Source organism: Luteolibacter sp. Populi (assembly GCF_040801775.1).
Lineage (GTDB): Bacteria > Verrucomicrobiota > Verrucomicrobiia > Verrucomicrobiales > Akkermansiaceae > Haloferula.
Window position 1 is genome coordinate 567,114 of record NZ_CP161812.1, and the last position, 13,691, is coordinate 580,804.

At 64.4% G+C, this 13,691-nt stretch carries 6 protein-coding genes; 1 reads left to right on the forward strand and 5 read right to left on the reverse strand.

The window, feature by feature from the left end; translation table 11 throughout:
• Positions 1-815: 815 nt before the first annotated feature.
• Positions 816-3,815 (forward strand): Ig-like domain-containing protein, encoded by a 3,000-nt coding sequence (locus ABWK72_RS02225; protein ID WP_367873148.1) that lies wholly within the window; start codon positions 816-818, stop codon positions 3,813-3,815.
• Between the two features lie 160 nt (positions 3,816-3,975).
• On the opposite strand, the gene ABWK72_RS02230 is transcribed toward ABWK72_RS02225, so the two are convergent.
• The 5 genes from ABWK72_RS02230 to ABWK72_RS02250 all read right to left on the reverse strand — a co-directional run bounded on the left by ABWK72_RS02230 (position 3,976) and on the right by ABWK72_RS02250 (position 13,679).
• On the reverse strand, positions 3,976-4,509 hold the full coding sequence (locus ABWK72_RS02230; RefSeq protein WP_367873149.1) for a hypothetical protein: 534 nt from the start codon (positions 4,507-4,509) through the stop codon (positions 3,976-3,978).
• A 4-nt stretch (positions 4,510-4,513) separates the two neighbouring features.
• Complete coding sequence (locus tag ABWK72_RS02235) at positions 4,514-6,010, reverse strand: DUF1501 domain-containing protein (protein ID WP_367873150.1); 1,497 nt, start codon at positions 6,008-6,010, stop codon at positions 4,514-4,516.
• Positions 6,011-6,035: 25 nt separating this feature from the next.
• A complete protein-coding gene (locus ABWK72_RS02240; protein WP_367873151.1) occupies positions 6,036-10,736 on the reverse strand; it encodes a DUF1800 family protein in 4,701 nt (1,566 codons plus the stop codon).
• Between the two features lie 372 nt (positions 10,737-11,108).
• Positions 11,109-12,923 carry an alpha-amylase family glycosyl hydrolase gene (locus ABWK72_RS02245; RefSeq protein WP_367873152.1) on the reverse strand — a complete coding sequence of 605 codons (1,815 nt, stop codon included), beginning with the start codon at positions 12,921-12,923 and terminating at the stop codon, positions 11,109-11,111.
• A gap of 69 nt (positions 12,924-12,992) precedes the next feature.
• Positions 12,993-13,679, reverse strand: coding sequence for a hypothetical protein (locus ABWK72_RS02250; RefSeq protein ID WP_367873153.1), 687 nt, complete (start codon positions 13,677-13,679; stop codon positions 12,993-12,995).
• Positions 13,680-13,691: the final 12 nt, after the last annotated feature.

Here is a 13,691-nt window from a genome sequence, read left to right on the forward strand (position 1 = left end):
TCTCCGAAAGGTCAGGCGGGGGACGGTCGGAAGCCTCGCAGCCAAGCCGGTCTAGATGGGGAAGCGCCATCAGCCTGACCGCCCGGAGAGCGGTCCCGGCCTTTTTAAAGCTGTCCGATCCGTCTCATCCCCCTGGGGTGGTCGGACGGATCGGACAGAAAGGCGGAAGCAGTTCTGTCGGCGGTATCCACCCGGGGGCTCCAAGGTGAGGCGCACTGCCGGGGACCATTCGCCGCACAGAGGACTGTGCGGACCACCTTTCAAGCGGCCTACGTTGGAGGGGAGGCGGAAATATATCCGGTCCGTGGAACGGGGGCGCGAAGCGTTCTGGGGGCTTGGGTTATTCACAAGACACTTGAGAATCAAGGGCGTTCAAAAAACGGACACGGATTTTCTTGTTAAGATCTCCGGAATTTACATGATTCCGCAAAGGTTGATTCCCTAACGGGGTTTGACCGGTCGGAAGACTTCCATGAAAAGCCCCGGCATCGCTCCGCAGAATTACCAGATCCGTTCCGGCAAGGAGGCCGGTTCCGCCCCGAGGAAGGGGCGTCTGGGGACGACGCGGACGAGACCCGGGGCAGGCTTCCGAGCTGCCCTTTCCAGAGATCGCCAACTCACTGCTCCGTTTCCCCCGGAGTGGTGCGCCGGACCCCGTGTCCGGTCGCGCCACGAGTTGCGTTTCGCCTGCCCCCCGCGAGTCCGGCCCGGACCCGCGTCATGTGAAACCGCAAACCAGCCACCTGCAGATGACACCATTGGTCCCCGCCAGAACATTCCGATCTATCGCGGCTAGCGCCGCCGCTTACTTTGCCATGACGGCGGGGGTTTTTGCCGCCGCCAACGAGTCCGTCACGCTCGCTTGGAATGCCAATCCCGAGACGAATATCGCTGGCTACCGCCTGCGCTACGGGACGGCGCGCGGAACCTATACCAGTACCGTGGAGGCCGGGAAGACTCTCTCGGCCACGGCTACCGGGCTGAATACGGGGACGACTTATTATTTCACGGTCATAGCCTACAATACCACCGGACAGAGCAGTACGCCTGCCGCCGAACTGGCCTATACCACACCGGGCAATCCGAACTCGGCACCGGTGGCCGATGCCCTGACCCTCACCACCCTGGAGGACACCAGTATCGCAGCCACATTGAGCGGGAGCGACGTGGACGAAGACCCGCTGATCTACACGATCCTCACTCCGCCGACCAAGGGCACGCTGAGCGGGACGCCACCGAACCTGACCTACCAGCCCGCCGCCAATGCCAACGGCAGCGACAGCTTCACTTACCTCGCCAGCGACGGGGCGCTGAACTCCGCCACGGTCACGGCAAGCATCACGATCACGCCGGTCGAGGATCCGCCGGTAGCGGCTTCCACCTCGGTCACGACGAATGAGGACACGAACGTCGCGGTCACCCTCTCCGCGTCCGATCCCGAAGGTGCGGCACTGGTCTACAGCCTCCTGAGTGCGCCAGCGAAAGGCAGCCTGACCGGCACGCCACCCAATCTGACCTTCCGGCCGGCGGCGAATGCGAATGGCAGCGACAGCTTCAGCTTCAAGGTCAGCGACGGCAGCGCCGAATCCGCCCCGGCGACGGTAAGCATCACGATCACGCCGGTGAACGACGTGCCGGTGGCGAACGCCCAGTCCGTGACCACCTTGGAAGACACCCCGCTGGCCGTCACGGTGAGCGGCAGCGATGTCGAGGGCAGCACGCTGACCTACAGCGTGGTGACGGCACCCGGCAAGGGCACGCTGTCCGGCAGTCTGCCAAATGTCACCTACACCCCGGCGATCAATGCGAACGGGTCCGACAGCTTCGTCTTCCGCGTGAATGACGGTACGGCGAATTCGGCCAATGCGACGGTGAGCATCGCGATCACGCCGGTCAACGACGCGCCGGTGGCCAGTTCCTTCGCGGTCATTACCAGCGTGAACAACGCGATCGCGGCCACACTTTCGGCCACCGATCCGGAGAGCAGTTCGCTGACCTATACGGTGGTGGGCAACCCGGCCAACGGTGCTCTCTCCGGCAGCGGCAAAAACCTGACCTACACCCCGGCCAGCGGTTTCACCGGCAGCGACAGTTTCACCTATCGCGCCAGCGACGGAACCTTGCAGTCCGCCCTGGCCACGGTGAATGTCACGGTGACGCAGGCCAATGCGCCCCCGCAGGCGACCGCCCAGACGGTGACGGTCACGGAGGATACCGCCAAGTCGATCACCCTCACGGGCAGCGACCCGGAGGGAAGCAACTTGAGCTACGCGGTGGTGGGTTCGCCATCGAAAGGGACGATTTCAGGCACGCCGCCGAACCTCACTTACACGCCCAAGCTCAATGCCAACGGGGCGGACAGCTTTACTTTCCGCGTCAACGACGGCGCGCTGAACTCCTCCAACGCTACCGTTTCGGTCACCATCACGCCCGTCAACGATGCTCCGGTGGCGGCGGCGAAGAGCGCCACCGCCCCGTACAACACGGCGGTGGCGATCACGCTCTCCGGCAGCGATGTGGATGGCAATTCCCTGACCTACTCGGTGGTCACGAATCCCGCCCACGGGAGCCTCTCGGGCTCCGGCGCGAACCTGAGCTACACCCCGGCCACCGGCTACACGGGCAGCGATAGCTTCACCTACCGGGTCAATGACGGAACGGTGAATTCCAGCTCCGCGACCGTAAGCATCACGGTGGTCGCACCGGCGAATCTTCGACCCATCGCACACTCCAAAACACTTTCCGTGCTCAAGGGCAAGGGGCTGAAGATCCAGTTGAGCGGGGTGGATCCGGAAGCCCAGCCGGTATCTTTCCGGATCCTCAACGGTCCAGCCAACGGTCTTGTCACCGGGACCCCGCCGAACCTGGTTTACAAGGGCCGGGGCAAATTCGTCGGGACGGATACCTTCACCTATGTGACCAACGACGGGACCATGGATTCGGCACCGGCGACGGTGACGGTGGTGATCCGGGGCAAGAACGTGAAGCCGACCGCGGTGGCGAGGGCGATCGTCGTGAACATGAATTCCAGCGGGGCGGCGACGCTTCAAGGGAGCGATCCGGAGGGCGATCCCCTCCAGTTCCGGGTCATCAAGCAGCCCAAGAACGGAACCCTGTCCGGTACCGCGCCGAACCTGATCTACACGCCCAAGACGGGCTTCAAGGGGAAGGATAGTTTCAAGTATGCATCATCCGACGGGATGGCATCCTCGGCTGCGGCCGTCATGGGCATCACGGTGGTAAATCCGAACAACCGCGCGCCTGTCGCGATCCCGGCGGTTTACACCACCGACATGAACAAGGCGCTGAAGTTCTCTCTTAAGGCGACCGATGCGGACTTGGAGCCGGTGAAATACCGGCTTCTCACCAAGCCTGCCGCTGCCGCGGGCAAGCTGGCGGGCAAGCTGCCGAACATGACCTTCAAGCCGAAGAAGGGCTTCACCGGCAGTGTCACGCTGACCTTCCTGGCGAACGACGGGACGGTGGATTCCGGGACGGGGACAATCACGATTCATGTGGTGAACCCGGGGACCAGCGCCCGCTCGCTGGCCGCGAAGTCGAGCCTTACGGGCAGTGCCGGAACGCCGATCCCATTGCCGGTGCTGAAGATCGAGCGGGATGCCGGCCGGCCGGGCGGATTCCTGCTCCATGTGACCGGAACGGCAGGGGCGAGGTTCCAACTGGAGAAGTCGGACGACCTCTCGGATTGGACCGGGCAGGGCGAAGTGCTGATCGGCGAGGAAGGGGTTACCACCTTGGAGATGACCATACCGGGCGGGTCGGAAACGGGGTTTTATCGGGTGACGGATCCTTGAGGGGGGGGCGGGGGCTTGCGGGCTGCCGCAGTCCGAGGCCGCTGCGCGACTTTCGTTCCAGGCACTTGGCGGCAGACGAAGTTGTCAGGTGCTTCGTCCGCCTGAAGGCGGGACTACGTACCCTTGGTGGCGGGCTATTAGGGACCGTTCTTGCCTTCTCTCAGCGGACGAAGTCGTCGGAGTTGTACATCTTGCGGTCGGGGCCGGCGGAGCGGATCTCGGTCTTGTAGGTCCCGAGTTGATGGAAGAACCACGGGGTGCCCCAGGGATCGCAGAGTTCGCCCTTGGCATTGAGGGTGGAGCCGACGGGGATCTCGAGTTTGAGCTGCTTCGGGTTATCCCCTAACAGGGCTGCGGTGATTTCGGCATTGGTGCCGACCGGATTGCCCTTTAGTGCGGCGCCGTAGTCGCGCAGCGTGAAGCCGAGATTGTCGAGGGCGGCACGAACGGTCGCGAGATCCTTCGGGGAGATCTTCGGATCCAGTTCTTGCGGCGGTGGTGGCGCAGCGGGGATCCGGGGTCCGGTGTTCGCGGGAAGCTCCGGATCGTTCGCGGCAGGCGCTCGCCCGGGAGCGGCCGGATCAGAAGGCGGTGGCGGTGGAACGGGGTCATGCCCGTGCTCCCATGGCCGCCAGATTACGACGACCAGGGCGAGGCTGAGCAGGGCCCCGGCGATGAAGGTTTTCGAGGTCACCCGCTCAGCTGTTCATGAAACCGAGGTCCGGATTGCCGAAGCGGCCGACATTCGGGAAGACGACGGGCATGTGGGCCTGATCGACGCCAAACCACTTGGCGAAGGTGGCGCTGTATTCGTCCACGCTGGTGGTAGGAATCCAGCGGCCGGTGCTGGTGTCATCGGGGCCGTTGACCTGGAGGACGGGGAAGTTGCCATAGGTCCGCTTGCCGCGGAGTGCGCCGTTGGCTGTGCCATTGCCGCCGAAGAGGATGTGGTGGCTGCCCCAGCCGTGGTCGCTGCCCTGGCCATTGGTGGGGAAGGTCCGGCCGAAGTCGGAGGCGGTGAAGCCGACCACGCTATTCTGAAGCGTCGATCCGCCGAGCTGATTCATGGCCGCACTGAGGGCGGCGATGCCGTTGCTGAGCTGGCCGAGCAGGTTGGCATGCGTGCCGATGAGTGGATCGGTGTCGTTGGTGCCGATCTGAGAAGTGTGGGTGTCGTAGCTGCCGAAGGTGACGAAGAAGATCTGGCGCCTGATCTTGAGCACATCCCGGGCGGCAATGATGCGGGCCACCATCTTCATCTGGTCGCCGAAGCTGCCGGTGGGGAAAGGGGTGGTGAAATAGTTGGCGGCCTTGGTTGAATCGATCGCGTCGTTGAGCAGGGACCCGGTGGCCATCGCGTCATCGATGATGCTACCGAAAGCCCCGGCCTGGAGATTGTCCTGAGGGATCCGGGCGATGCCGCGGATGGTGTTCTCGCGGTTTTGAGTGACCGTATTTGCATTGCCCGCGCCGGCCATGGTCACGGCACCGGTGGTGGAGACATGGTATTGCTGGATGGTTGCGCCGACCTCGAAGGTATTGGAGCCCGCGATGCTGGTGCAAAGGGCGATCTTGGCGCGTTCGGCGAGGTCGTTGATCAATTGGTCCTGCATGGGGTGCAGGTAATCGGCGATGCGGCCGCCCCAACCGCTGCGCGGCGGCTGGTCGGGCAGGGAGGTCTGCCAGTGGGTCACCTGGTCGGAGTGAGAGAAGAGCTGCGGCGGCAGGGCGATGGTCTTCTTCTGATACTGGATGCGGGTGGTCGGGAAGAGCAGGGGGCCGACATTGAAGAGCACCGCGGCCTTGCCCGTCTCGAACATGTTCTGAAGACCAGTGCAGGAGGGGTGGAAGCCGTATTCGTTGCCATCGTTATTCTGCGGATTGATCGGCAGGAGGCTTCCGACCGGGATGGTGAGGTTCTGGCGGATCGAGGCGTAGTTCGAGTGGGCCGCCGGGTTCCGCGGGACGATCAGGTTGTTGCTGTCATTCCCGCCGGACATGAAGACGCAGATCATCGCCTTGTAGTCCGGGAAGGCGAAGGGGCCGTTGCCCTGGGCGAGCGCGGCATTGATAAGCCGGAAGTCCCGCAGGGTGGCGGAGACACCCAGCGAGCCGAGCGCGGCGGCACCGAAGTCCGTGAGGAAGCTGCGGCGGGTGCGGAGGAACTTGGCGCGGTCCTGATCGATGGTCGACATGGCGTGACGGGTGTTCGGGATGAGTTCAGCGTTGGATCGCGAGCTCGGGGGACACGGCGATGAGGTGAAGGATGGCACGGACGCGGTCGCGGCGATTGGTCTCGGTGGGAGTCGTGCCGTAGGCGACATTCGTGGTGTTGATCACGAAGTCGTAGATCTGGTCTTCCAGGGCCTCACTCATTTGTCCGGCCATCAGGATTCTGGAAAATTCCTGGATCAGCAGGCGAAGGTTGGCGGTGTTGGTCCAGTAGTCGGTGCCACCGGTGGTGATCGGTCTCATCCACGGACTGAAGTCCACGGTGATATCGCCTTCGCCCCTGCGGAAGGTATTGAAGCCGTTGGTGGGGCCGGCGTTGGTGGCGGTGGCGCTTGAGAAGATGCCGCCGAACATGAAGTTCGCCTGGCGCAGGACATTGGTATCCGAGCTGATCTGGAATTCCGGGGTGATCAGGTTGTTCGCGGCGAGCGTGCCGGGGAACTGGTAGTCGGGCTCGAAGAAGTTGAAGACGGTGTTCGCCCGCAACGGCGTCTGGCCGAGATCGGTAGTCGTGCTGTCGATATCCCAGCTCGAGAAGCCGGTGGTCGCGATATCCTCGGGCAAGCCGCCGCGATTGAGAACGGGGGTGAGGGCCGCGGCTTGGAAGCTTCCTTCGATGCCGTTCAAGAGCGATTGCACACCGCTATCGGGTTTCAGGGTGAATGAAGGTGGCTGCGTGGCGACGACCGGGCCCACGGTGTAGGTCCCGTTCGGCGGCGGGGTCTCCCCGGCATCGGGGGTGAAGGAGACGCTGAGCTTGTCCCCTTCGGCGAGCGCCGGGACCGTGTCGCAATAGATACGGAGCGTGGTGACGCCGCCGGTGACGGTTTGCTTGTAGTCGCCGAGGATCCAGGCGGCATCGAGGGTATTGCCGGTTCGGATCGCGGAATCCGGAGCGGCGACGGTGAAGGTCGATCCGCTCGCGGTGATGAGTGGATAGACGCCATCGACGAGGACGCCGGCGGCACCGGTCCGGAAGCGGAGGTAGACGGACTTACCCGCCGTGAGGTTATGCGCTCCGGAGGTGGTGACCGTGATCACATTGGCCGCCTGTGTCCAATTGCAGCGGAACACGTCCTTGGCGCGGACGCCGAAGGTGAACTCGGTGACGGGGACGGCACTGGTCAGCGAGTAGCTGCCATCGGTGCTGGCCGCGGAGGGCCCCGAAAAGGCGAGTTGGACCGCTTGGCCGCTAGCCAGGCGATGGGGGGCCGGGCTGGTATTGATCGTGATGAGGCCGCCGTCCTGGGTGTAGGCACCGGTGATATTCCCGGGCGGGCGGAAGGCGCGGGCGAACTGGGTCACGCGGATCACCGGCTCGCGCTGCTTGCCGTAGCCGGGCGCATTCGCGGCGACCAGGGAGCGAGCCTCGTAATCGAGCAGGATCGCCTTGATCACGGCCTGCATGTCGCCGCGGACCCCGGAGCCGTTGTCATTGAACTTGCTGACGACGCGGTAGATGTAGCCGCGGCTGGGGGTCGAGGTGACGAGACGCTGGATCAGCTGGCGGCAGAGGAAGGGGCCGAAATTCGGGTGCTGGAAGATCTGGTCGTGGACTGCGTCCAGCTCCAGGCGGGCGAGGGCTTGGAACTCGGCATTGCCGGAAATGGCTGCACCGTTGTGGCTGCCGTAGGGATCGAGCGGGGCACCGTTAAGAGTCGAAATACCGGGGAGGACCACGTTGTTGAGGATGCGCTTCCTGCCGGTGAAGTGGCGGGCGGGGGCCTCGCGCATCGGATCGACCCAGTTTGCCGTGGCGCTGAAGCCGGTGGTCAGGGCACCTGTGTAATGGTAGTCCCAGCCGGTGAAGACGTGGGCGAAGCCGATGATTTCTTCCTGGCCGTATACCGGTATGGTTTCGCCCTTCGAGTTCAGGATCAGGGAGCCGTCCGGATGCATCCGGTAGAGGCCGAGTGAGAAGAGCTGGAGGATTTCGCGGGCGTAGTTCTCGTTCGGGATGCGCCCGGAGGTGAGGTCGGGCTTTTGGTTCCGGAGCATGTCCAGGTACTTGCCCATCGCGGGATGGAGGGTCACCGCTTCGAGCAGGTCGCGGGCATTGCCGAAGGAGTGCTGCAAGAGCGTGTCGTAGTAGTCGGAGACGGCATCCGCACGTTCGTCGAGCGGGCCGTTTTCCGAGACGACCATGATCTCGCTGAGGGCGAAGGCCACGCGCTGGCGGAGCTGGTCATCGGCGGTGATCGAGTTCTTCCACCAGGAATTGAAGCTGAAGTCGCCAGTGAGTCCGAGATCGATCGGGTCGTTCAAGACCTGCTGCTGCCGGACGTAGGGCAGGTGGAGCGTGGCCGGTTTCAGGAACTGATCTTCGATCCACGAATCGAAGGATGCGGCGGACTGGAGGGCGGCGATATCGCTACCAGAGGCCCCGAATGTGGCCTGCTGGAGGATGCGGGCGGCACCCTTGGACGCGGTATTGGCAGCATCTGTCTCGCTGGTCCAACTCGGCGGTGCGGGCGGGGGAGTGAAGGTGGCCGTGCCCAGCGGCAGGTCCTCGAAGCGGGTCAGGAAATGGCCGGGGATGACAACGGGATCAGCGGTTTCGGAGACATCCGGCCGCCGCCAGCCAAGGGCGAGGTGATCGCGCCCGCTGCCTTCCTTGTGGCGGATTTCGAGGTAATATCGCTTGCCCGCCTCAAGCCGCAGCAGGGGGGATTGAACTGCTCCGGTCCAATCCGCCGCGGATACCGGGGAGGTGACTTCGGCACGTTTCCAAGCATTCACCGGTTCCTCGTCGTCGGAGAGATAGAACTCTGCAGACTCGTCGGCACGCAGGAAGAAGCGGTAGTCGCCGGAGGCGGGCGCGGTCACGAAGCCGCGGATGCGCGCGCCGTAGTCGTTGGCCGCATCGACGGGAGCCTGCAGCGAGGTGAGGAGGGATGTCGAGTTTGGCGCGGTTGTGAGAGGAATCTGTGAAACCGAGGTGCCGGGGATGCCGGTCCACAGCTCGCGGGTGATGCCACCACTGGTGCTGATCACGGTGATATCGAGGAAGGCGGAACCGGAACCGAAGTCATTGGTCGCGGTCATCAGGACACGCCATTCACCGGCCTCGGCCGGCGAGCCGCTGATCAGGCCGCCCTCGCTCAATTCCAGACCAGGGGGGAGGTTGCTAGCACTGTAGGAGGTCGGGTTGGCGCTGGCATTGATCTGGTATTGGAAGCCGCCGACATCACCGACAAAGGCCAGGGCCTCGTATGGACCGAGGATGCGCGGCGGGGTATTCGGGAACAGGCGGGTGGCCGGGATGACCTGCTTGATCTGGCTCTGCGATTGCCAGGAGAGGACCGCCTTGTGGCCGCCGCTGTTCTGATAATGCTCGAGGACGATCGGGTAGCGCTTGCCGGCTTCCAGCGAGATGATCGCCGAGAATTCGTTCTGGGCGTTGGCGATGCGGTTCGGCCATTCGTCCCAGATCGCATTCGGGTTCGCGGGAACCGGCTTGGCAGGCCAGCGGTTCATGAGGACTTGGCCGTTGATCATCAGGCGCGAGGACTCGTTCGCATCCACGAAGATGGTGTAGGACTGGGAGAACTCCGGGGCGATTTCGCCGGTCCAGCGGCTGGAAAAGTAGTTGGACGTGGTGCCGACGGTGATCGGTGAGCCGGGCCAAGCGGCGACCGTGCTGTTGAAATTGATCGTGGAGTCGATGCGCGAAAGCGTGGGTGCTACCGCGGCGGGCAGGTAGGGAAGGTTGTCGGTATAGAGGGGAGCGACGGCGTTGGCGGGATGCTTCCAGTAGTTGCCGGCCAAGCCGATGCCATTCGCCAGCACGCGGTCGTGGATGAGCACGGTGGCTTTGGTGCTGCCGCCCAGGTCATAGGTCGCGGCTGGAGCGAGGGTGATGATGACCGACTCATCCGACTCCGTGAGCAAGTCGGGCAGGGCGTTCACGCTGACGAGGATCTCCTGCGCGGCAAGAGGCACCGCGACGGTCGCCGGGATCGCGGCAAAGTCGGAGACACTGGCGGTGCCTCCGGTGGAGAGATTGACGACCACGCGGGAGATGCCGCCCTGGCGTCTGATGCGGAAGCTTGCGTTGTCCGCGACAGCGGCACCGTTCGGATTCGCGGGAGGCTCGGTGGCGTCTTCGTCCACCGCGGAGATGGATATGACCGGGTCGCTTTCCAAGGCGGCGGTCAGGCGCTGCAGGTCGCTGCCGCCGGTTTGGTTGTTCACGGCCGGATCGTAGCCGGCTTGGATTTCCTCCCAGTCGGTTAGACCGTCGCTATCGGTATCGACATCCGCGGCGACGACCCGGAAGAATGCCTTGGCTGCGGCGGGTTGCGGGGTGGTGGCGTCGAGATCCTGGCCGGTTCCAGAGTGGATGCCGGGTATGGCCAGCCAGCTCGCGGCGGTCCCTGGAGTGGTCGTGCTTTGGATTTGGTAGCGCTTGCCGGTTTGGGACGGCCAGGTGATGAGCAGGTTATTGCCCGCCACTTGGATATCGGAGACGGAGAAGATGTCCTCTGCGGAAAGCGGGTCGGTGCCGGCTTCGCATTCTTCCAGATTGGTGCGGCCGTCGGCGTCGCTATCCACGGAAGCCACCAAAGTGGCTGGCTTGTATTTCGCCTCCCAGACATCGCCGAGACCATTCGAGTCAAGGTCGAGATCGGCGCGTGCGCTGGCGGCAAGGCAGAGGACGAACGCGGCGAGGCGTGCGGTGTGTTTCATGGCGGGTGGCTGGCGAGACCGATCCGCGGGGAGGTATGCCAGGCCGAGAAAGGAAGCCGGGCATCGGAGCAGGTAGACGCATCATGGGATGCCAGAATGAGACAGCGGTGGCGAGAGGAATTTCAAAAAGCCTCGAAAACCGGAGGCTGCCGATAGCTTCAAGGGACGGGGTCCGAACCGCGGGACAGGTCCCCCTGAAAGAGGGTCGCCCCTCCGGCTTGTCCGAGCCAGAGGGGCGAAAACACCATAATCAACTTCGAATACCAGGAAAGTCCGGGATCGATTAACCCGATCTGTCGTGAGTATAGGCGGGGCCTGCCGCGGTGGCGATACCGTGATCGCGGGGGAAGCGAGCCAACCTGCGAGGCCCGCTCAGTGCAATTCGAGCATCAGCGCGCTCAATGACGGCAGCGGTGGCAGGGGGAGGCCGTCCCCGGGCAAGAGGGCGGCTTCGATCGTGCTGCTCCATTCCGGGGCCAGCCGTTCGCTGAACTCCAGGCGCGCCGCTTCGCTCTTGCCGAGCCAGTGCAGGGCGTGGGAAGGGACGATCACCTTCACTCCTTCCAGCGCCGCGTGGCCATGGAAATTCACCACGACGAGGAAGGCTTGGCCGGAGGCACTGTCTTGCCGGAGATAGGCATAGAGCCAGTGACCGCTGGTGGTTTCACCGTCCAGGCGACCGAAAGCGGGGTTCTCCTTGTTGCCATGATTCAGGCCGTAAAATTCGCCGTGGGTGAAGGCCGGCTCGTGCATGAGGCGGATCAAGCGGCCATACCATTCGCGGAGGGCGGTCTGCTCCGGGCTCAAGCGCCCGCTATCGAACTTGCCGCCATTGACCCATTTCGCGAACTCGGGCATCGACCAGTAGTCGAAGATCGAGCTGCGCGCATCATCACCGCCGAAGCCCTCGGAGCCGGCGGCGGGCTCGCCGACTTCCTGGCCGGAGTAGAGCATGATCGGGCCGCGGCCGATCCCGAAGACGAGGGCGGAGACCGGTCTGCCCACGGCCATCCCGAGGCCGCCCCATTCCTTGGGACTGGCGAGGCGCACCTCGTCGTGATTCTCGGCGTAGCGCAGCGAGCGGTGGAAGCGGGTGCCGGCGAAGGTCAGGGCGTCGAGGTCGTTCGCCCACTTGCCGGAGGCGTAGATGGCTTCCAGTTCGTCGTAGACCGGATCGTCATAAATCGCGTCGAAGCCCGCCTCTAACAGGGCGTCGAGCACGTGGCCATCGGTGAGCTTGGCGGGGTCGTTGTCGTAGGCCTCCGCGCAGAAGAAAGCGCCGGCGTTGCGGGCGCGGGCGCGGCGGATGGCCCAGCGCCAGAACTCCATCGGGATCATGTGCGCCATGTCGGCGCGGAAGCCGTCCACGCCCATCTGCTGCCAGTAGGCCAGGACGGCGTCCATGGTGCGCCAGGTGCGGGGCACCGTTTCCGGGGAGGCATTGGACTCGGGGAGGTGCGAGGTGTCGCGGCCGGCGGTGAAGTCATGGCCGTAGTTCAGCTTCACCGTCTCGTACCAGTCAAAGATCGAGGGAGCCCATGAGACGACGTTGTTTCCGCTCACGCGACCGTGGTCGGTTTCCGGTGCGAAAAGGCCGCTGCATCCCGGCATGCCGGCGGTGGGCAGCTTCAATGGCGGACCCTCGCCGGGGTCGCTACTGCGGAGATAGTAGAAATGGTTGTCGCGCGAGAAGAAGACGCTGCGGTCGTCGCCCTCGCCGAAGGACATGGCGGGCTTCACGTCGGAGTGATAGGAGCGCGCGACGTGGTTGGGGACGAAGTCGATGATCGTCTTCAGGCCGCAGGCATGGCAGCGGGCAAGCAGCGCCTGGAATTCCGCGAGGCGCTCGACCGGATCCTCCGCGTAGTCCGGACACACGTCGAAGTAGTCCTTGATCGCATAGGGACTGCCGGCGATGCCCTTGAGGATGTCCGGCGGATCGGCCGGGCGGTCCGGGTAGGCGGTGCCGCTGGCCTGCTCCAGCACGCCGGTGAGCCAGAGATGGGTGAAACCCATTTCCCTGATGGACTCGAGCGCCGCGGTGCCGATGTCATTGAATTTCCCGCAGCCGTTGACTTCCAGCGGAGCATTGTGTTGCCGGGTCTCCACGACATTCCCGAAAAGCCGGGGCAGCATCTGATAGATGGCCGGGCGGGCGGGGACATGGGTGGAGGACTTTTCCGACAAGGGAAAGAGGATGGCCGCGGGTGCCGGTATTGTCCAACGGGAAGCCAGCCAGCCGCGGCTGCCGCCCGGTCAGGGAGCCGCCGCTGCCGCCAAGGACCGCCGGTCTTCCAGGATCACCTTGAGCGCGAGCGGACCGAGCCGCGGCTCCGTGCCGGGGACGACGAAGACCAGGCGGCGCACTTCATTCTCCGGCTTCCAGACACCGGTGTAGAGCGGGGTTTTCGGGGGTTCCGCGCCGGAGAGCGAAACTGGCAGGGCATTCTCCCCGCCCGGGCGCAAGTCCACCGGCTGCCAACCGGGGGGTAGGGGTTTGCGGGTGGTGCCAAAGGTCACCTCCAGGGATTTGCCGGTGGCATTGATGAAGCGGAAAGTGCCCCAGGGAAAGCTGTCGCTGTCGTCCTCGATCGCGTGGCCGCGCAAGCCTCCGGCTGCCTTGGCATCGGGCAGCAGCAGCACCAGCGGGCGGGTGAGGTTGCCGGGCATTTTCACGGCGAAGTCCACCGGCATGCCCGCAGTGTCCTGACGGTCGAGCGCGCGCAGCGTGATCGCGCCGCCGGCGGGGGCGACCTCGAGCCCCTCGCTGCGTTGCAGGGGATGGAGGCCTTTGATCGCGGACTCGCCCTGCCCGGCAGGCACGGCGATCGGGCGGGCGGCGACTTGCTCATCCCAAGCGAGAAAACGGACTTCCAAGGCGAGGGCGGCAGGGGAGACGGCAAGCAACAACAGGAGTATGACCCGGTGGAAAAGGCGCTTCATGAAACGGAATTG